Source organism: Mycoavidus sp. SF9855, assembly GCF_024582735.1.
Classification (GTDB): Bacteria; Pseudomonadota; Gammaproteobacteria; order Burkholderiales; family Burkholderiaceae; genus Mycoavidus.
On the sequence record NZ_CP102085.1, the window covers coordinates 2,164,071 to 2,182,529 of the forward strand.

18 protein-coding genes, 2 tRNA genes and 1 pseudogene are annotated in these 18,459 nt (G+C 49.8%); 12 read left to right on the forward strand and 9 right to left on the reverse strand.

Annotation, left to right across the window (positions count from 1 at the left end):
• Positions 1 to 33: 33 nt before the first annotated feature.
• Positions 34 to 357 carry a DUF1840 domain-containing protein gene (locus NQD60_RS08790; protein ID WP_257100512.1) on the forward strand — a complete coding sequence of 108 codons (324 nt, stop codon included), beginning with the start codon at positions 34 to 36 and terminating at the stop codon, positions 355 to 357.
• Positions 358 to 421: 64 nt separating this feature from the next.
• Here NQD60_RS08790 and mnmE read toward each other — a convergent pair whose 3' ends face one another.
• On the reverse strand, positions 422 to 1,816 hold the full coding sequence (gene mnmE, locus NQD60_RS08795; RefSeq protein ID WP_257100513.1) for a tRNA uridine-5-carboxymethylaminomethyl(34) synthesis GTPase MnmE: 1,395 nt from the start codon (positions 1,814 to 1,816) through the stop codon (positions 422 to 424).
• A 99-nt stretch (positions 1,817 to 1,915) separates the two neighbouring features.
• Here mnmE and NQD60_RS08800 point away from each other — a divergent pair, with 99 nt between their 5' ends.
• On the forward strand, positions 1,916 to 3,391 hold the full coding sequence (locus NQD60_RS08800; RefSeq protein ID WP_257100514.1) for a deoxyribodipyrimidine photo-lyase: 1,476 nt from the start codon (positions 1,916 to 1,918) through the stop codon (positions 3,389 to 3,391).
• A 51-nt stretch (positions 3,392 to 3,442) separates the two neighbouring features.
• Here the strand turns inward: NQD60_RS08800 and NQD60_RS08805 are convergent, their stop codons facing one another.
• The 4 genes from NQD60_RS08805 to NQD60_RS08820 all read right to left on the reverse strand — a co-directional run bounded on the left by NQD60_RS08805 (position 3,443) and on the right by NQD60_RS08820 (position 6,192).
• Complete coding sequence (locus NQD60_RS08805) at positions 3,443 to 4,165, reverse strand: pirin family protein (protein WP_257100515.1); 723 nt, start codon at positions 4,163 to 4,165, stop codon at positions 3,443 to 3,445.
• Positions 4,166 to 4,301: 136 nt separating this feature from the next.
• Positions 4,302 to 4,784: a DUF4411 family protein gene (locus tag NQD60_RS08810; protein ID WP_223692710.1), complete on the reverse strand. Its 483-nt coding sequence runs from the start codon at positions 4,782 to 4,784 to the stop codon at positions 4,302 to 4,304.
• Positions 4,771 to 5,922 (reverse strand): ImmA/IrrE family metallo-endopeptidase, encoded by a 1,152-nt coding sequence (locus NQD60_RS08815; protein ID WP_257100516.1) that lies wholly within the window; start codon positions 5,920 to 5,922, stop codon positions 4,771 to 4,773. The genes NQD60_RS08810 and NQD60_RS08815 overlap by 14 nt, the downstream gene beginning before the upstream one ends.
• 194 nt (positions 5,923 to 6,116) lie before the next feature.
• Positions 6,117 to 6,192 (reverse strand) — tRNA-Lys (locus NQD60_RS08820).
• A 51-nt stretch (positions 6,193 to 6,243) separates the two neighbouring features.
• Between NQD60_RS08820 and rfaE2 the strand changes: the two genes are divergently transcribed.
• Positions 6,244 to 6,729 carry a D-glycero-beta-D-manno-heptose 1-phosphate adenylyltransferase gene (rfaE2, locus tag NQD60_RS08825; protein ID WP_257100517.1) on the forward strand — a complete coding sequence of 162 codons (486 nt, stop codon included), beginning with the start codon at positions 6,244 to 6,246 and terminating at the stop codon, positions 6,727 to 6,729.
• A 1-nt stretch (position 6,730) separates the two neighbouring features.
• On the opposite strand, the gene NQD60_RS08830 is transcribed toward rfaE2, so the two are convergent.
• Positions 6,731 to 7,582: a type III pantothenate kinase gene (locus NQD60_RS08830; protein ID WP_257100518.1), complete on the reverse strand. Its 852-nt coding sequence runs from the start codon at positions 7,580 to 7,582 to the stop codon at positions 6,731 to 6,733.
• 54 nt (positions 7,583 to 7,636) lie between these two features.
• On the reverse strand, positions 7,637 to 8,488 hold the full coding sequence (locus tag NQD60_RS08835) for a biotin--[acetyl-CoA-carboxylase] ligase (RefSeq protein WP_257100519.1): 852 nt from the start codon (positions 8,486 to 8,488) through the stop codon (positions 7,637 to 7,639).
• An 84-nt stretch (positions 8,489 to 8,572) separates the two neighbouring features.
• On the opposite strand from NQD60_RS08835, the gene NQD60_RS08840 reads away from it, so the two are divergent.
• From NQD60_RS08840 to NQD60_RS08855, 4 genes are read left to right on the forward strand one after another with little or no spacing between them, the layout of a single operon-like run.
• Positions 8,573 to 9,583 (forward strand): ABC transporter permease subunit, encoded by a 1,011-nt coding sequence (locus NQD60_RS08840; RefSeq protein WP_257100520.1) that lies wholly within the window; start codon positions 8,573 to 8,575, stop codon positions 9,581 to 9,583.
• 2 nt (positions 9,584 to 9,585) lie between these two features.
• A complete protein-coding gene (locus NQD60_RS08845; RefSeq protein ID WP_223692726.1) occupies positions 9,586 to 10,455 on the forward strand; it encodes an ABC transporter permease subunit in 870 nt (289 codons plus the stop codon).
• Between the two features lie 5 nt (positions 10,456 to 10,460).
• Positions 10,461 to 11,459, forward strand: coding sequence for an ABC transporter ATP-binding protein (locus NQD60_RS08850; protein ID WP_257100521.1), 999 nt, complete (start codon positions 10,461 to 10,463; stop codon positions 11,457 to 11,459).
• A complete protein-coding gene (locus NQD60_RS08855) occupies positions 11,456 to 12,433 on the forward strand; it encodes a peptide ABC transporter ATP-binding protein (protein ID WP_257100522.1) in 978 nt (325 codons plus the stop codon). Before NQD60_RS08850 ends, NQD60_RS08855 begins: the two co-directional genes overlap by 4 nt.
• A gap of 27 nt (positions 12,434 to 12,460) precedes the next feature.
• Here the strand turns inward: NQD60_RS08855 and NQD60_RS08860 are convergent, their stop codons facing one another.
• Together NQD60_RS08860 and NQD60_RS08865 are read right to left on the reverse strand one after the other, a co-directional pair.
• Positions 12,461 to 13,462, reverse strand: coding sequence for an ABC transporter substrate-binding protein (locus tag NQD60_RS08860; RefSeq protein WP_306438072.1), 1,002 nt, complete (start codon positions 13,460 to 13,462; stop codon positions 12,461 to 12,463).
• Between the two features lie 82 nt (positions 13,463 to 13,544).
• Positions 13,545 to 14,513 carry a LysR family transcriptional regulator gene (locus NQD60_RS08865; RefSeq protein WP_257100524.1) on the reverse strand — a complete coding sequence of 323 codons (969 nt, stop codon included), beginning with the start codon at positions 14,511 to 14,513 and terminating at the stop codon, positions 13,545 to 13,547.
• Positions 14,514 to 15,073: 560 nt separating this feature from the next.
• Here NQD60_RS08865 and NQD60_RS08870 point away from each other — a divergent pair.
• The 5 genes and pseudogenes from NQD60_RS08870 to NQD60_RS08890 all read left to right on the forward strand — a co-directional run bounded on the left by NQD60_RS08870 (position 15,074) and on the right by NQD60_RS08890 (position 18,457).
• A pseudogene (locus NQD60_RS08870) lies at positions 15,074 to 16,332 on the forward strand (2-hydroxycarboxylate transporter family protein).
• Positions 16,333 to 16,437: 105 nt separating this feature from the next.
• Positions 16,438 to 16,513: transfer RNA gene (locus NQD60_RS08875), tRNA-Phe, on the forward strand.
• Between the two features lie 69 nt (positions 16,514 to 16,582).
• Positions 16,583 to 17,308: a 7-cyano-7-deazaguanine synthase QueC gene (gene queC / locus NQD60_RS08880; RefSeq protein ID WP_257100525.1), complete on the forward strand. Its 726-nt coding sequence runs from the start codon at positions 16,583 to 16,585 to the stop codon at positions 17,306 to 17,308.
• Between the two features lie 36 nt (positions 17,309 to 17,344).
• Complete coding sequence (queE, locus tag NQD60_RS08885; protein WP_257100526.1) at positions 17,345 to 17,980, forward strand: 7-carboxy-7-deazaguanine synthase; 636 nt, start codon at positions 17,345 to 17,347, stop codon at positions 17,978 to 17,980.
• Positions 17,981 to 17,992: 12 nt separating this feature from the next.
• Entirely contained in the window at positions 17,993 to 18,457 is a 465-nt protein-coding gene (locus NQD60_RS08890; RefSeq protein ID WP_257100527.1) for a 6-carboxytetrahydropterin synthase, read from the forward strand.
• Positions 18,458 to 18,459 lie beyond the last annotated feature (2 nt).

Here is an 18,459-nt window from a genome sequence, read left to right on the forward strand (position 1 = left end):
CAGCTTGTAACCGACAAAATTTAAGGAGCTCCTATGTTAATTACTTTTAAATCAATCGCTACCCCTGAGATCATCATGCTCGATAACCTTGCACGGTTTTTACTGAGGATTATCGGCAAACCACTGGATAAGCAAGGAGTGATTAGCCACGATGAGCTAGCGCAAGCCATCGCTCGCTTAGAAGCCGCCATTCATGATGAGCAAGAAAAAGAAGCGCTAGCGCGTGCCGAACATCATTTTGACCATGACGAGCTAGCCGATGAAACACCTGTTGGGCTTGCGCAACGCGCGTTTCCACTGCTGGATATGATGCGTGTTGCGCATCAGCAAGAAGCCGATATTGTCTGGGGTATTTGATTACAGTGAAGGTCTTTTGTCCTTAGGCTTCAGACTTTCAATGCGGTATCGGTCAACAGCTGTGTCATTTACCAATACAAAACCGACTAAAAATCTCGCCAAGCAAATCATCCGAAGTGAATTCGCCGGTAATGGTATTGAGTTGCAGTTGCGCCAAGCGCAGTTCTTCGGCAAAAAGATCAAGCGCCTGCGCGTTCTGCGCTGCTTGCTCCGCCGCGTTCAATAGGTGACGGTTGGCTGCGCGCAGCGCAATCAAATGCCGCTCGCGCGCCGAATAAACGCTTTCAGTACCGACTTGCCAGCCAGCAATCTCCAACAACTGCGCACGTAAATCGTCAATCCCCGCGCCTGATTTTGCTGACAAGCGTACCGTCCGCACAGCGTTGGCCTCGGTGGCCAAAACCACACCAGCTGATTCCGCAAGCAAATCAATCTTATTATGGAGTTGAATCATCGGCACGCCTGCCGGTAAGCTAGCAGCAATTGCCGCATCTTCATGCGTAAAGCCGATACGCGCATCTAGCAAATGCAGCACAATGTCCGCCTGCTTAATCGCTTGCCAAGTACGAGCGATGCCAGCCCGCTCAACTTCATCCTCTGTCTCGCGCAAACCTGCGGTATCAACGATATGCAGCGGGATACCTTCAATCTGAATGGTCTGCGCAATTTTATCGCGGGTGGTGCCAGCAATCGGCGTCACAATCGCCAGCTCAGCGCCAGCTAGCGCATTCAATAATGAAGATTTACCCACATTAGGCTGTCCGGCCAACACCACTGACAGCCCTTCGCGTAATAATGCGCCTTGCCGCGCATCAGATTGAATCTGGCTCAATTCATGACGAAGTGTAGCGAGTTTGCCACGCGCATCTGCAGCCTCCAGAAAATCAATTTCTTCTTCCGGAAAATCAAGAGTGGCTTCGACCAACATTCTAAGGCGAATCAAATCCTCCACCAACTGCTGAATCGCGCGCGAAAACACCCCATCTAGCGAGCGGCCGGCACAACGGGCCGCGGCTTCCGTACTCGCCTCAATCAAATCAGCAACCGCTTCGGCTTGCGCTAGGTCAAGCTTATCGTTAAGAAAGGCGCGACGCGTAAATTCACCAGGCTCAGCTAAACGCAAACCCGGTACTATATTCGCAGCAAGACAACGCTGTAACAATAACTGCAAAACAATTGGCCCACCGTGCCCTTGCAACTCGAGTACATGTTCGCCGGTATAAGAATGAGGCGCAGCAAAATAAAGACCTATACCGCGGTCCAGAATCCCTCCCTGCGCGTCCAAGAATGGTACGTAAGTCGCGTAACGTGGCGAGAGCTCCTGACCGCACACGGCTAACATCAAGCGGGCAACCACTTCTGCCCCCAGCTTGCCAAACGATAGGCGCACTACGCCGATCCCACCCCGGCCTGGGGCGGTAGCAATAGCAATAATTGGATCTTGATGAGTGGTAAACATTAGCGGCACACCTGCGATCTTTGTAATGATAGAAGACACGTCAGATCAGTTTCGTGAGAATATGGCAAAAAGATTGACAGCAAATTTTAGAGATTGACCATGGCGACACAATCCTCAAATAAAGAAACCAGCATTGCTCTTGTCTGGTTTCGTCGGGATCTACGACTATTTGATCACGCCGCACTTTATCATGCGCTGAAAGAATACGACCAGGTTATCCCAGTCTTTGTGTTTGATACCACCATTTTAGCGACCCTACCCCGTGCAGATCGTCGCGTTGAATTTATTCATGCATCACTGCGTGCACTCAAAGACGAATTACAACAAGCCAAGAGTGATCTTGTCATACGACATGCAAATGCTGTTACAGCGATTCCGGAGTTAGTCGCCGAATTTGGAGCTAGCGCAGTTTATACTAATCGCGACTATGAGCCAGATGCCGTCAAGCGCGACGCCGAAATCACCGCGGCTCTTCGTGCGCAGGACGTCGCGCTGCGCACATTCAAAGATCAGGTGATTTTTGAGCAGGACGAAATTATCACTCAAGCCAATAGTATGTATAGCGTGTTTACACCCTACAAACGTGCGTGGCTTACCAAGTTAAACGATTTCTACCTACGCTCATATCCCGTAGCACCTTACCTGCATCACTTAGCCCAATTGGATGCACAACCTTTTCCGTCATTGCAAGAACTCAATTTTGTGCCTGCCGGATTAGCTGACTTACCTATCCAAGCGGGCACGACAGGCGGTGAAGCACTATTTGAGAATTTCAAGGAGCGCATTGATCGCTATCACCTCAACCGCGATTTTCCAGCAGTCAAAGGGCCATCTTATTTGTCCGTACATCTACGCTTTGGTACGCTATCGATTCGTGAGTTAGCGGCTTACGCCTGGCGTGAAGGCAGCCACGGAGCTCAGACGTGGCTCTCAGAATTGATCTGGCGTGAGTTCTATCAGCAGATTCTTTGGCACCGGCCAGATGTGGTGCACCATGCCTTCAAGCGGGACTACGATGCGCTAGCCTTCCCAAACGATGAGATCTTATTTACAGCTTGGTGCCAAGGACAAACTGGCTACCCTATGGTTGACGCAGCCATGCGCCAGCTCAATCAGACTGGCTATATGCATAATCGACTGCGTATGATCACTGCGAGTTTTCTGGTCAAGGATTTATTGGTTGATTGGCGTTGGGGAGAACGTTACTTTGCCAAACAGCTGATTGATTTCGATCTGGCCGCCAACAATGGCGGTTGGCAATGGGCGGCGAGCACCGGCTGCGATGCTCAGCCCTATTTCCGCATCTTCAATCCAGTCACACAATCAACAAAATTCGACTCTGATGGCAAGTTTATCCGCCGCTATTGCCCGGAGCTAAGCGCTTTGCAAGGTAAAGCTATTCATGCACCATGGCTGGCAAACCAAGCCACGCTCGAGGCTGCAGGTATTACGCTTAGCGTGGATTACCCATTGCCAATAGTTGATCACGCCTGTCAACGCGATAAAGCATTGGCATTGTTTAAGCACCGAGGCAGAACATCAATCAAATCCAATGACGATTCTGCGACCGCCTAATCTCGCCACCTTTATCACAACTCTTTAGGTCTTCAAGAGCGTCAAAGCCAATCAAAGAGCTTGTGCAGCATTCTCGGGGCGCAGATCAAATACCAACACCTCGGCCTGCTTCCCTGCCGAAAAATGTAAAGAAGACTCATCTCTCACACGCACTCCATCGCCTGCGTTTAGCTCTTTCTCATTAAGCTTGATAGAGCCGCGTGCGACATGCACATAAGCGCAACGCCCACGATCAAGTTCTAGGTTAGCGGCTTGCGCGCCGTCAAATGCACCTACATACATATGCACATCTTGATGGATTTGGAGAGTGCCCGCAGCCCCATCAGGTGACAATACTGGCCGTAACTGCCCATTTTTATCAGCCTGCGGAATAGGCATCTGCGCATGACGAGGAGAAAGCCCCGGTTTACCGGGAAGGATCCAGATTTGCAACAAATGCACAGACTCATTTGGATCAGGATTCATTTCGCTATGCATAATACCCGTGCCAGCACTCATGATTTGCACTTCATTGGCACGTATCGTCCCATGGGCACTCGTGGAGTCTCGATGCTCTAAAGTACCGGTTAGCACATACGTGACAATTTCCATATTTTGATGCGGGTGCATCCCAAACCCACGGCCGGGCGCCACGATGTCATCATTAATCACCCGTAAGTCAGAAAACCCCATATGTGCAGGATCATAGTATTGACCAAAAGAAAAAGTCGGGCGGGAATGCAGCCAGCTAGAGCGCACAAGACCCCGTTCATCGGCTTTACGTATTTCAAGCATGGCGCCTCCTTAAAAGGAAATGTATGCTGAGTGTATCTTAAATTCAATCGGATAATTTAGCGCCGCCCTCTTTTTTAATAGATTTTAAAAGTAGAAAGCTAAGCCATACTGCAAGGGCTAATTTCTGCTGTGTGATTTAACCGAAGACGGCTTCCGATCGACGTATGTATTGGACGAAGTCGATGCATGGCACGGCAACTTCGTGCATAGAACATACAGAAGGTATCTTTCGTTTCGATTTCACGGCAGGTAGCAGATTTTGTCGCCCTTCATTTGATACCAGCTCTCTCCTATGAGCTCGTGCTGTAGCAATGATGAGCAGATCATTCTCGCCGACGCCATTCGAATGATACTTGTCACCCACAATTCCGAGTAGCCCCTTCATCCGGATCGCGTCTTGTATGATTACGTTCGTGATTCCTAGTTGCTCTAGATTCGCCGTCACCAGCCAATTACTGCAATCAGGTGTTTTCTTACGAACCTCTTCGTATGCCACGCTAGGCATCGTGAGCCTTCGCTGGTTGATCTCGGCCGCTATCCATACCCACAAACCAGGAAATTGACCTACTGGATAATTGTCCCAAGCGTAGATCATGGAAGAGGCGTCAAACACCTGCATAGTAGCGTTCCAATTGATGCAGGTCATTGATCTTCAAGCCATCGAGATAACTACTTGCCTTCGCCAAGGTGATGTACCGACTATTGAGTGCATCCAATACAGCGCGCACGAATCTATCGCCGAAAATGTGCGAAGGCTCTCGATGGCGGTACATCCGGGTTCCACCATTTTGCTCAGGAGAAGACTGAGCAGACCGCCAGTGTCGGTAATCAGCATATTGCTCTTGCGACAGCCGACCAATATCAAGCAGGCGACGCAAGATGACTTCCGTGCTAAGGCCCCACTCTCGCCGAAGCGGTTTCAACCACTCATCGAACTCAGAAACTTGTCGCGGGCGATACTTATCATCCACTCTTGCTAGAAATGCCACAGGCACAAGCAGGTGTCCAGCGAACGTGTTTGCGTCTTTTTCGTGACCTTGGTGGGACTGTATATCGCGCTCGTCGTCAATTGAGCTGCTTCGATGCAATAGCAAGTGCCCCAACTCGTGCATGAGGGTGAAGGATTGCTGAGATTCCGAGGCCTGCTTTTTTAAAACGATGACGGGACAATCACGGTCGTAAATGCTGAAGCCCAGAATCGGGCTCTCTTTGGCGATTTGCCACTTGCCATTGTATCCGTTGCTACGAAAAACCAGCACACCACGCGCTTCTAGCGCCGTTCTATAACTGTCAAACGTATTACTGTCATCGAGACCCAGCCAGCGGCGCGCGACCTTGGCTGCTTCCGTGGGGTTCTCGCGCGGCAGATCCTCCGGCTCTTCAAACCGAGGCAAATCGGCGCCATCTAAATCTTCACGAAGGCTCAGATATATCTCACGCTGTCTCTCGACGCGCTCGATGAGTAACTTCAACCCGGTTGTTAGCTCAGGTTTTTGATTTGCCAAGGTCCGGAACGCGGCGGTATGCACTTGGGTTTCGTCGACCGGCCCGGACTCTAGGAAAAAAAGCGCTCCCCGACCAAAGAAGCTTGCGACCTTACTGAGCTGGGGGAACGTTAAGCCGCGCTCTCCCGCCAGAACGCGCTCCATCGTCGCTGACAAGATGCCGACCGCAGACGCGAGTTCGCCTGGCGTTGTGCCGTGATCGGCACAGCACCAAATTATCCTCTCCGAATTGATTGACTGAATTAGCTCCATAACGCCTCATTATACCGACCGAGCGCTGCCTTGCAAGGCGTCTTCGCTCCTCTCCGGAAAGGTACAGGGGCGGTAGTAACGTCGCGATGACAGAGCACTATGTGCGCAAACGAGGGAGACTCGTTAAGCCTACAAAATAGATTTTTGTAGAACAAAATAAAGAACCCAAATTAGGCTAAACGCCTGATGGTATATGGTGGGGCGTGAGCGGCTCGAACGCTCGACCTACGGATTAAGAGTCCGCTGCTCTACCAACTGAGCTAACGCCCCAAAAGAAAGCGTATTATAGCAAGCTAACACACATTCAAAATCATATTACGTATGCTTGCTCATTTTGAACAGAAAATTTTAACCCGCGAAGATCTCGTCGCAAAGCGTCCAACTCTTTCAGCGCCAGTTGTTTTTACCAACGGCGTATTTGATATTTTGCATCGCGGCCATGTCAGTTATCTAGCCCAAGCGCGTACATTAGGCGCATGTTTGGTGGTTGGCGTGAATAGCGATGCGTCGGTACACTTACTTGGTAAAGGTGAGGACCGCCCAATCAACAATACAGCTGATCGCATGGCGCTGATAGCCGCACTTGCGAGTGTCGATTGGGTGGTATGTTTTGAAGAGCCAACGCCAACTGCATTGATTGGCGCATTACGGCCGGAGATCCTCGTTAAAGGCGGCGATTATGATATGGACGCATTACCAGAAGCGGCGCTTGTGCGCGGTTGGGGCGGACAAGCGTTGACGATTCCTTTTGAGTATCAACGCTCAACCTCTGCTTTATTACATAAAGTGCGTGCATTCTCAAATTAAGTCATGAAGCATCAACCATCCGCATTGAGCTATCGCTAGACGAGCTCACGTGCTCGCGCGCAATTAACGCAAGCCCTGTTAGCACTAAGTGCTCATGGTAGGTGTAGTCAATTGTCAACAAGCGGCTCACTCCTTTGGCCGCACCACCACTTAATACGCATCGGACCGGAGCGCCAATCTGGGTGCATAAATCGCGCCAGGCGCGCTCAATTAAACTAGCTTGAGCAAGTAAACAGCCTTCATGCAAAGCAGTCTGCGTATCGACCGCAAATGGCGCTCCAGCCTGCCCGCCATGTGGGTCTTGTCCTTCAGTCATGGGTTCCGCCGTCGGCAACAACGCGGTATGTTGACCCAACGACTGCATCATCATCGTCCCGCCGGGCGCAATCAAGCCGCCAGCAAAAGTGCCATCTGCATAAAGCGCTTCCAATGTAGTCGCGGTACCTAAAGTAGCAATCAGCAGATGTTCCGCCGGATAGGTTGCGCGCGCGCCAATCAGACTAGCCCAACGATCACTGCCAAGTTGCCGATAATCGCGATAACTATTCCGCACTCCGCACAGGCTGGGCTGGGCGCTTACCGTATGGCGCGGGGCATGCGGCCAACGTGTGCTGGTTAAGGTTTCAAGGCGCCTGGCCGTACGCTCGCCCGCCACATTTGCAATCCAAACACTACCGGGTATTGGCAGCATCGACCAATCCGGCTCTGGCAATGAGAGTAACGCGCCACGTTCATGCGCAAAGGCGCCCACTGCAATGCGCGTACCACCGGCATCGGTCAGTGCCCATTTAATGCGGCTATTACCCGCATCGATTAAAAGAAAAGGTGCCGCAGATGGAGCAAAAGACATCATGAGTGTATTGAAAAAGAAGCCCTTTTATAGGCGGAATAGGAAAAACCGACGATATTACAGAATATATGCTCGCAACGAAACGTCACCACTTGCCAGCGCTTGAATGCCGTTGCCTGTATCGATCAACAATCGGCCATACGAGTCGATGCCCGTTGCAACACCATGCAAAATTTCATGGCCATTCTCTAATATCAGCACTTTCTTGCCAGTATAAGCATGATCCGCATCCCACGCCTGCAGAAAAGGCGCTAAACCATGTTTTTCAAAAAGCTCGAGCATGGCGGCCAGGGCATTCAGCACACGAGCCAAGACATCGGTCATGGCCACCCCCGGTAATACTCGCGCTAAGGCCGCCGGCGGAGTGGCCCGCGCATCAAGCTGTGCCGCCAGCGCAGCCTCACCATCCAGGTTAAGTCCAATACCGATCACCACTGTACTCGAGGTATTGGTACAGCGCACCGTTTCAATCAAACTGCCCGCCAATTTTGCGCCATCGAGCAAGACATCATTAGGCCATTTAAGTGCCAGCCGATGCGTATCCGTGCGCATCAGGGCGCGCAATCCAGTGACTATCGCGGTACCTACGGCAAGGCTAAGCCCAGCAAGTTCGGCAGGTGGCCGAGCTATTTTATAGGCAAACGAAAAAAGTAACGCATCGCCCGCCGCGGCAAACCATGGCCGCCCGTGCCGCCCACGGCCAGCCGTTTGTTGATATGCAACCCGCACAATGGGTAGTGTGGGTTTATGCGCAGCCCTTAAATGGGCGATTAAATCAGCATTCGTCGAACCGGTCTTAGCCACCACCTCAATAGTCAATTTTTGTAAAGAGGCGGATAAAAGTGTACGAAGTCGCTCACCGTCAATGCGCCGTGTGTTAGATAATAGAGAAGTCGAAGAAAAAACCATAGTAAGCGTATTTTAACGGACCGCGCACCACGCTACGTTAGTCTGCCGTACAATCATTGAATCAATCAGTTATAAAATAACGCTATGTTGCGATCTATCCTACGCCGTCTTGGTATGTTCGTGCCGACTTTTATCGGCATTACAATGCTTACCTTCACGCTTATTCATGTGATTCCTGGCGACCCAATCGAAGTCATGATGGGCGATCGCGGGATTACCCCTGAAGCTCATGCTGAGGCGATACATCGCCTCGGGCTTGACTTGCCATTACCGGTGCAATACTTGCGCTATTTATCAGATGTACTGCAAGGCAACCTCGGCACTTCGCTGGCCACTCATACGAGTGTGATGGGTGAATTTTTAGCACGCTTTCCAGCCACGATTGAGCTCTCGTTGGGGGCGCTTTCTTTCGCCCTCATCCTTGGCTTGCCGATTGGTATTTTGGCAGCGCTTAAGGCTGGTTCGTTTTTTGATCGCGCTATAATGAGCCTTGCACTGGCTGGCTATTCAATGCCTATCTTTTGGTGGGGCTTGATTTTAATTATGTTTTTTTCAGTGCAACTTGGCTGGCTACCGGTATCGGGCCATCTGGCGATTCAATACGATATACCCTCGGTGACCGGTTTTACATTGATTGATACCTGGCTCTCCGGCCAAGAGGGCGCTTTACGCTCTGCTTTGCGTCATTTAGTCTTGCCATCGGTTGTATTAGGCACTATTCCGCTCGCCGTCATCGCACGCATGACCCGCTCATCGATGCTTGAAGTTTTGCGTGAAAATTACATTCGTACGGCACGTGCCAAAGGGCTCTCGCCGAGCCGAGTGGTCATCGTCCATGCGTTACGTAATGCCTTAATTCCCGTGGTGACTGTGATTGGCCTGCAAGTTGGTTCGCTGCTTTCAGGCGCGGTGCTAACAGAAACTATTTTCTCTTGGCCAGGGGTTGGCAAATGGCTGATTGATGCGATCAACCGGCGCGATTATCCGATTGTACAAAGTGGAATTTTGGTCCTGGCCACACTGGTTATCATCGTTAATTTGTTAGTCGATGTGTTATACGGCGTGCTTAATCCGCGTATTCGCCACTCGAGATAACAATGAACCAATCCAATTTAGCGGAATTTTGGGCACATTTCCGCACCCACCGGGGCGCTGTCTTAGCGGGCGGCCTGCTTATAGTATTTATGCTTGCCGCGATTTTTGCGCCCGTGCTTGCGCCGTATGATCCAACTGAGCAATATCGCGATGCCATTCGCGTTCCCCCCGTCTGGCAAGAGGGCGGCTCCTGGCGTTTTTTACTCGGCACAGACCAAGCGGGACGCGATATGCTTTCGCGCTTGATGCATGGCGCACGCTTGTCGTTTTGGATCGGCAGCATCTCAGTCTTGCTCGCGCTTTCACTGGGCACCGTGCTTGGCTTGTGCGCGGCATTTTTTCAGCGCTGGCTGGATGTGCCGATCATGCGTTTGATCGATGTACTGCTTGCATTGCCGGCACTTTTGCTAGCGGTCGCGGTCGTCGCCGTACTGGGTCCAGGGCTTACCAATACGATGTATGCCATCGCCATTGTGACCCTTCCCGGTTATGTGCGACTCACGCGCGCCTCAGCCCTGGCTGAATTAAGCAAAGAGTATGTGACGGCATCGCGCGTGGCTGGCGCAGGTACCTTGCGCTTGATGTTTTTGCAAGTATTGCCAAACTGCGCAGCTCCATTGATTGTACAAGCCACGCTTGGCTTTTCGACGGCACTGCTCGATGCGGCAGCGCTTGGCTTTCTTGGCATTGGGGTGCAGCCCCCGCTTGCCGAATGGGGCTCAATGCTTGCCTCCGCGCGCGATTACATGAATAGCGCATGGTGGATGGTGACCCTGCCGGGCATTGCTATTTTGGTGACCGTTCTGTCTATTAACCTGCTTGGTGATGGACTGCGCGATGCGCTTGACCCTAAGTTAAAACAAATTCACTAATTTCAATGAAGCAAAACCTTTTAACTATCCGCCAACTCTCGGTCAATTTCGGCGGGCCGCCAGTCGTGGATCATATTGATTTCGAGATTGCGCCTGGCGAGGTTGTCGGTATTGTCGGTGAATCGGGTTGCGGCAAAAGCATTACCATGCTGGCCTTAATGGGACTGATTGATGCGCCGGGTCAAGTGCGCGCCGACGAGATTAGCTTCGATGGTAAAGATTTGCTCAATGCATCGCCTCGTGCGCGGCGCAAAATTATCGGCAAAGATATCTCAATGGTGTTTCAAGACCCGTTGGCAAGCCTTAACCCAAGCTACACCGTTGGTGCGCAAATTAAGGAAGTCCTATGGCAACATGAGAATTTGCGTGGCACAGTGCTGCAGCGGCGTACGCTAGAGTTACTTGATCAAGTTGGCATTTCAGACGCCAAAAATCGTATGGATGCTTTTCCGCATCAACTCTCAGGCGGGATGAACCAACGTGTGATGATTGCCATGGCCATTGCCTGCAATCCAAAATTGTTAATTGCTGATGAGCCAACCACTGCGCTTGATGTCACCATCCAAGCCCAGATTATGCAACTGCTGGTTGATTTGCAAAAAGAGCATTGTATGGCTTTAGTCCTAATTTCGCATGATCTAGCAGTCGTCTCGCAGGTCGCTCGGCGGGTGGCCGTCATGTATGCTGGCCAAATTGTTGAAACCAATCATGTCCCCAATATTTTTGAGCAACCGCACCATCCTTATACCGAAGCATTATTGACTGCGATCCCCGAGCATAATCGCGGCGCTAAGCGCCTAGTCGCCTTATCAGGCGTGGTGCCTGGCCAGCACGACCGGCCACCGGGCTGTTTGTTTGAGCCGCGCTGCAAATATAGGATTGCAGCTTGCCAACAAACACGACCGCCATTAGCCCCTATTGCAGCAGGCGCTGTGCGTTGCATTAAGCCACTCAATTTGCCATCAGCTGGCAGCACGCCGGTAGTTTCTCACTCCACATCATGAATGCACCAGACACCGTGCTCGTCGCGGACCGTTTAACCAAACATTATTCGGTACGCCGAGGATTTTTTGGACACAGCCAGGTCAAGGCATTGAATCAAGTGTCGTTTTCGCTCGCCCGTGGCAAAACACTTGCTGTTGTTGGGGAATCAGGGTGTGGCAAATCAACACTTGCGCGCCAGATCACTATGGTTGAAGAGCCAACCTCTGGTACGCTCTTGATCAATGGCCATGATGTCGCCACCGCTAACCGCGCTACCCGCACAGCGCTACGCCGTTGCGTGCAAATGGTTTTTCAGCACCCATTTGCCTCGCTTAACCCGAGAAAAACCGTCGCCGCTACTCTGGCCGAGCCCCTCATCATTAATACTGACTTTGATCGCGCCACCCGCTTTACGCGCATTCAGGAGATGATGGCTACCGTTGGCTTACGGCCAGAGCATATGCGGCGTTATCCGCATATGTTTTCTGGCGGTCAACAACAGCGCATTGCGATTGCGCGGGCGATGATCCTTGAGCCGCAAATTGTGGTGGCCGATGAACCGGTCTCCGCGCTTGATGTGTCTATTCAGGCGCAAATCCTCAATCTCTTTATGGATTTGCAGGATCGTTTCGGCATTAGCTATATATTTATCTCGCACGATCTGTCCGTCGTCGAACATATCGCGCATGACGTTATGGTGATGTACCTTGGGGGCATTGTTGAGTTTGGCGACAAGGCCACGCTTTTTGCCCGCGCTCGTCATCCTTATACGCGCGCCCTTATGTCTGCGACCCCGGCTATCCGCTCCGCTGAAAGACGGATTCAAATTCGCCTCGAAGGGGAACTGCCATCGCCACTTAACCCTCCGGCTGGTTGCACGTTTCATCAACGTTGTCCGTATGTCATTGAGCGTTGCCGGCGTAAAGTGCCGATTTTACGTGAGGTGGATCATCGGCAGGTTGCTTGCCATCGGGCAGAGGAATTGGAAATTTAGTATGGTGTAGAGGGGTTAAGGGTTAAATCAACTTAGCATCCAATCATTAAACCGTTGGATAGCGTGATCCTGATTCTTGCACCAGTAGGCAGCATCAATGTGTCGCCCTCTCTCAAGATTCGTCGGATAACTTGTAAGATTCATAGCTGGCTTCGGTTTAATATAATTGAAAGCATCGGGCTGTGTTGGGCCAATGGCGTATGCTGCGAGCAGCGCCTGCCGCTCTGGGTCCGAGGCGAATTTGATAAATTCGCGGCATGCATCTGCATTAGGCGTGCCTTTTAAAATTGCCCAGCTATCGCACTGGTAAATATGCTGGTGCCAAGAAAATGCTACTGGCGCACCCGCATCTATTGCTGTTTGTACACGAGATATCCAAGCCGGTGTTAAATCTATCTCGCCGGATTTTAGCAGTTGCTCAACTTGTGGCCCACTCGTCCACCAGACACTAATATCCCGCTTGATTTTACTAAGACTACGAAACGCCCTATCAAGATCGCAAGGGTAAATATCATTCGCAGGGACGCCATTAGCCATTAACGCAATCTCGGTCATGTCAAGCGGGTGCCTATATAAGCCACGCCGCCCCACAAAATTTTTTATATCCCATAAATCTCTCCATGTTTGCGGTGCTTGATGTTTTTTAAATACATCAGTGCGATAAGCAAGCACGGTAGAATATACATTTGTTCCCACCCCATAAGGTGACATAAATTGTGGCGGAATTCGTGAAATAACAGGGTCAAGCTCAAGTTTATGTTTTTCCAGAAAACATTTGCCGCCGCTGCCGTTCGTTAACAGTAGGATAGCCATTTCCCCCAAAGCGGCCATATCCCACAAGTAATTCTTTGATTGAACCATCGTTTGAATCTGTGCGGTAGGATTTGCGCTTGCAGGAACGCCAATAACTTCAATGCCCGTTTTTTTAGAAAAAGGCTTATAGAGCACCTCGTTATATGCCTGATTAATTATCCCGCCAGAATCCCGAATTAAGATTCGCTTTGAAGAGGCTCGTGAAGGGGTCATCATAAATGGAGCGCAAAGGGCGGCTAAAATGCCAACTGCCATTTTTTTAAGGGATTTGCGACGATTAATAAAAAGTTTAGTTTGATCATCCATAAGTGCAGGCAGAAGGAAGAAAATCTTGCTCGTTATGCGTAAAAATTAATAACTTATTCTTGAGTAATCCAAGCAATTTCTTAAGTGCTGGCGAAAATATTTTGCCTCGTCTGACGACTAAGGAAGCTTCCACGCTGGTCAAAAGCGGGTTATCAATTTCAAGTGCAATCAGTTGCCCCTCTCTAATTTCCTGACGAGCTGCAAACGCAGTCATAATCGTTGCGCCATTCTTGACACTGGCGAATTTTTTTTGAGCACAACAAGAGTTCGTCGTTAATATTGTCTTTAACTGGATTTTCTCTAAGCGCTCTGCGGATTGAAGTAGCTTTCTAAAATTAAAAGAATTAGGTGGCAAGGCGAGCGGGTAACGAGATAACTCTTCGAAACTAACCTTTTGTTCGTGAGCTAGCGGATGGCTCCGACTCACTAACGCACGCATGGGTAGGAGTCTATTTGTATAACAAAGAATATCCGGATTAGGTATGTTATTAAAAATAATCCCAACATCTGCAGAGTCTTCTAAAACGCTAGTGACTATTTGAGAGGAGTTGTTAATTTCTTCGACAACTATATTTAAGTTAGGGTGTTCATGGCAAAAATCAGTAAACATGTCTTCCATAAGCGTATCGATATAAGCCGCGGGCAGAGCAAAGCGAATAGTTCCCCGCTTCATACTGCGCAACTCATCTAAACAAACTTCCATGTGATCTTGCTGCGCACGAGACGCCCGGTAGTATTCCAAAACAATCTTAGCCGCTTCGGTGGGTTTCATCCCATTCCGATGGCGTCGCTCAAACAATAACGTTCCTAATTCCTTTTCTAGTAATTGAATGTGGCGTGTCACAACTGCCGCAGAAGTACTTAGACTATCTGCCGCAGCACATGCTGACCCCGTGGAATAGACTGCATAGAAACAGCGAATGCGGCGCTGATTAATTTCGCTTGATAAGGATGAATTCATGCTTGCTTTTAACCCGCAGTGATTATTTCGTTACGTCTATCAAACAGCGTAAAAAAACTCCTCTAAGTCACTAAAGTGTAGATCACAGTACAAAAATTAGGTGAGCTTTTTTGATTTTAATTGTTCTACTTTCTAAGAGAAAAGGTTGCAATAAAAGCAGCAACGCGAGGTAAGCACAAATTTTTATTGCGCTAAATTCATAACGATAAAAAATAAAAATTGACCTTGTTGTGAATATCCCTTGCTACCCATACTAGAGCCAGAAAAGTTTATTGAAGATAAGCATCCCTTCGATGCAACATGACTTTGGTTTAGGTAGCGGTATGAGAATATCGCGTCTTTTTTTAGACGTACCCTGATCGATAGAGCTTAAAAAAGCTTAGGGGCCGTCCTTGGTAGCTGGTGCTAAATAAATATTCAGATCAAGGAGATGTAGGCAAATGAATACTTCATCCGCTGATAGCGATGTTTTGGTGCATAAAAAGTGGCGATATTTTCTACAGGGACATAAAACTGGTATGTTTCGCTTCCCGTTTGCTTGTCTTCAATGGCAGAAACTAATGAGTCTGCGCATCGGCATTATTCCATTACCGGCGTATTGCCTTACTCTTGTTTGCTTAGGTTTCCTCTTGGCCTTGGGGGAAATCTCCGGCGATATATCCGTCATGATTGCGCTACTTGCCGTATTCGGTTTTACCTGCGCCGAATTGGGCGCACGTATTCCGGGCCTGCGTCAGATTGGTGGGCCAGTCATTGTCACTACCTTTTTACCCTCTTGCCTCGTCTATTACAAACTCCTGCCCAACGAATTAGTTAGTTCAATCAACAATTTCTGGCAATCAACTAATATCCTTTATCTATTTATTGCCTCTGTGGTCGTGGGCAGTATTCTTAGTATGAATCGCCTAACCATTGTAAGAGGTTTTGTTAAAATCTTTCTGCCCCTTGTCGCTGGCTCTATTGCCGCAGCCCTTTTGGGAACCCTTACCGGAATGGCCTTTGGCTTGAGCGCACACCAAACTTTCTTTTATATTGTTATTCCTATCATGGCCGGTGGTATCGGTGAGGGGGCTATCCCTCTCACACTAGGCTATGCTGACATTCTGAATCTGCCGCAAAAGCAGCTTTTTGCACAGATTCTGCCTGCTGTCATGCTTGGCAACTTAACCGCTATTATCTTCGCTGGCTTGCTCAACCAATTCGGTAAACGTCACCCATGCTACACTGGCAACGGCCGTCTACATATCAACGACGATGGTACGTTGCTAAAGAAAAATAATAATGCCGTGGCTTCGGTTGAAAATATCGCCGTTGCTGGCATGATCGCAATTACGCTCTATATCATGGGTATCCTCGTGCATAAGCTTATAGGCTTACCAGCTCCCGTTACGATGTTTTTTCTAGCAGTGCTCGCTAAGCTAACTTATGCGGTTTCACCTAAATTAGAGGATGGCGCACACACGGTTTATCACTTTTTCTCAACCACAGTCACGTATCCGTTACTCTTTGCCATTGGAGTCACTATTACCCCTTGGGATGACTTATTAGCCGCTTTTAATTTAACAAATATCGTTACCATTTTCGTGACGGTGCTAACCCTGACTACAGTTGGCTTTTTTGTAGGCCGCTGGGTGGGCCTCTATCCGATTGAAGGGGCGATTATCAACGCTTGCCATAGTGGCATGGGGGTATTGGTGATGTGGCCATTCTTACCTCGGCTAACCGCCTGCAGCTTATGCCTTTTGCACAAATGGCAACGCGCCTAGGGGGAGCGCTCACTATCACTGTTGCAATTGTCTTACTCGGATTAACTGCCTAAATACCGAATAGCTGCAACAATCGTATTAAGTTAGTTACACACAAGCGTCATATGTAGCGAATCTATACACCCGCTTAGGTTCTTTGCTATACTCTCGTTTTAAGTGGCCCGGTAGCTCAGTCGGTAGAGCAGCGGACTGAAAATCCGTGTGTCGGTGGTTCGAACCCGCCCCAGGCCACCAGCATTTCAGGACTTGCATGATTGCAAGTCCTTTTTACTGTCAGCATAGGTTCCATGACAGGAGACTAAAGTGACGGCACAAACACATCCTCATAGCCGCGCACTCGTACTATTCTCTGGCGGCCAAGACTCTGCTACGTGTCTGGCATGGGCGCTTCAGCGGTACCATCATGTTGAGACCATCAGCTTTGATTATGGTCAGCGACATCGGATTGAACTTGAATGCCGCAGCCATTTCCGAGCGCGCCTTATAGAAACTGAAGCCTTTGCACCCTGGCGTACGCGTCTACACGACGATCATTTGGTTGATTTATCGATGTTCGGTTCGTTAAGCGACACCGCCATGACGCGTGACGTTCAGATTGAAACGCTTGCTAACGGTTTGCCAAACACCTTTGTGCCAGGCCGCAATTTGATGTTCCTGACGATGGCCGCAGCGCTTGCCTATCGGCGTGGCTTACAAGTACTGGTAGGCGGTATGTGCGAGACGGATTTTTCTGGTTATCCCGATTGCCGCGACGATACCCTCAAGGCATTGCAAGTTGCCCTCAATCTGGGGATGGATCGTCGTTTTGTCATTGAAACCCCGCTGATGTGGCTTGATAAAGCGCAAACATGGCAACTAGCACACACGCTTGGCGGTGATGCATTGCTTGATTTAATCCGCCTTGAAACTCATACATGTTATCTTGGTGAGCGTAGTACGCTGCATGACTGGGGCTATGGCTGCAGTGAATGCCCATCCTGTCTATTACGTAAACGGGGTTATGAAACTTTCATAGCTGGCCTAAATTAAAGACGTGGCGGCCTTAAGTCGATAGAATTCTTTGTCATGGCGTTTTATTCAATTAAAGAAATTTTTTATACTTTGCAGGGTGAAGGTATTAATGCCGGGCGGCCTGCTGTGTTTTGCCGCTTTGCGGGCTGCAATCTCTGGTCCGGCCGCGAGCAAGATCGCGCGCAGGCGATTTGCCGTTTTTGTGATACTGATTTTGTTGGCACAAATGGCGAAAATGGCGGCAAATACAAAAGCGCCGCTGCAGTAGTCGCCCAGATTGCCTCGCTCTGGCCTGCAGGCGCGGCGCATCGCTTGGTCGTCTGTACCGGCGGAGAGCCTTTACTACAGCTTAACGGTGAATTGATCGCAGCGCTGCATGCCGCACAGTTTGAAATTGCGCTTGAGACCAACGGCACGCTACCTATACCAGCAGGCATTGATTGGGTTTGCGTCAGCCCCAAAGCGGCGGCAACATTGGTCGTCACACAGGGCAATGAACTCAAAGTGGTGGTGCCGCAGGACCATCAGCAGCTCTTGGCTTATGAAAAACTCGACTTCGATCATTTTCTGGTGCAACCGATGGATAATGCAGCGCGCGAGCTTAATACGCGCTTTGCAATCGATTGGTGCAAGCAGCATCCGCGTTGGCGGCTATCGATGCAAACCCATAAATATTTACACATTCCCTAAATTTGTCCTGCCGTGTTAACCATCACTCGTAAACTTGAATTTGATGCTGGTCACCGTATTCCAGACCATCGCAGCCTATGCTGCAACCTGCATGGTCATCGTTATGTGCTTGAAATTACGCTAACAGGCAAACCAATCGCCACCGAAGGCGCGCCTGATCGCGGCATGGTGATGGATTTCGCACAGGTCAAAGCGCTCGCCCTTCAGCACTTGGTCGAGCACTGGGACCATGCTTTTTTAGTGTACGCTGGCGATACTGCAATACGCGCCTTTCTTGATACGCTGCCAAACCATAAAACGGTTGTCCTCGAACAGATCCCCACCGTCGAAAATTTGGCCGCGATTGCGTTTGATACACTTGCTCTGACGTATAACAGTCACTATGGCGCAGATTTAAGGCTTAAGCGGGTGCGCTTATATGAAACACCCAATTGTTGGGCCGAGGTGGAGCGCCCGGCGAGTTTAAACACTGCCTGAAA

What these genes read in the sequence shown, in the direction of transcription:
- rfaE2 (WP_257100517.1), top strand. Translation starts at nt 6,244, where the DNA reads ATGCTTGCTCATTTTGAACAGAAAATTTTAACCCGCGAAGATCTCGTC.
- NQD60_RS08860 (WP_306438072.1), bottom strand. Translation starts at nt 13,462, where the DNA reads ATGATGACCCCTTCACGAGCCTCTTCAAAGCGAATCTTAATTCGGGAT.
- queE (WP_257100526.1), top strand. Translation starts at nt 17,345, where the DNA reads ATGGCGTTTTATTCAATTAAAGAAATTTTTTATACTTTGCAGGGTGAA.
- NQD60_RS08850 (WP_257100521.1), top strand. Translation starts at nt 10,461, where the DNA reads ATGAAGCAAAACCTTTTAACTATCCGCCAACTCTCGGTCAATTTCGGC.
- NQD60_RS08845 (WP_223692726.1), top strand. Translation starts at nt 9,586, where the DNA reads ATGAACCAATCCAATTTAGCGGAATTTTGGGCACATTTCCGCACCCAC.
- NQD60_RS08855 (WP_257100522.1), top strand. Translation starts at nt 11,456, where the DNA reads ATGAATGCACCAGACACCGTGCTCGTCGCGGACCGTTTAACCAAACAT.
- NQD60_RS08805 (WP_257100515.1), bottom strand. Translation starts at nt 4,165, where the DNA reads ATGCTTGAAATACGTAAAGCCGATGAACGGGGTCTTGTGCGCTCTAGC.
- NQD60_RS08800 (WP_257100514.1), top strand. Translation starts at nt 1,916, where the DNA reads ATGGCGACACAATCCTCAAATAAAGAAACCAGCATTGCTCTTGTCTGG.
- NQD60_RS08815 (WP_257100516.1), bottom strand. Translation starts at nt 5,922, where the DNA reads ATGGAGCTAATTCAGTCAATCAATTCGGAGAGGATAATTTGGTGCTGT.
- NQD60_RS08810 (WP_223692710.1), bottom strand. Translation starts at nt 4,784, where the DNA reads ATGCAGGTGTTTGACGCCTCTTCCATGATCTACGCTTGGGACAATTAT.
- NQD60_RS08865 (WP_257100524.1), bottom strand. Translation starts at nt 14,513, where the DNA reads ATGAATTCATCCTTATCAAGCGAAATTAATCAGCGCCGCATTCGCTGT.
- NQD60_RS08830 (WP_257100518.1), bottom strand. Translation starts at nt 7,582, where the DNA reads ATGATGTCTTTTGCTCCATCTGCGGCACCTTTTCTTTTAATCGATGCG.
- NQD60_RS08790 (WP_257100512.1), top strand. Translation starts at nt 34, where the DNA reads ATGTTAATTACTTTTAAATCAATCGCTACCCCTGAGATCATCATGCTC.
- NQD60_RS08835 (WP_257100519.1), bottom strand. Translation starts at nt 8,488, where the DNA reads ATGGTTTTTTCTTCGACTTCTCTATTATCTAACACACGGCGCATTGAC.
- NQD60_RS08840 (WP_257100520.1), top strand. Translation starts at nt 8,573, where the DNA reads ATGTTGCGATCTATCCTACGCCGTCTTGGTATGTTCGTGCCGACTTTT.
- mnmE (WP_257100513.1), bottom strand. Translation starts at nt 1,816, where the DNA reads ATGTTTACCACTCATCAAGATCCAATTATTGCTATTGCTACCGCCCCA.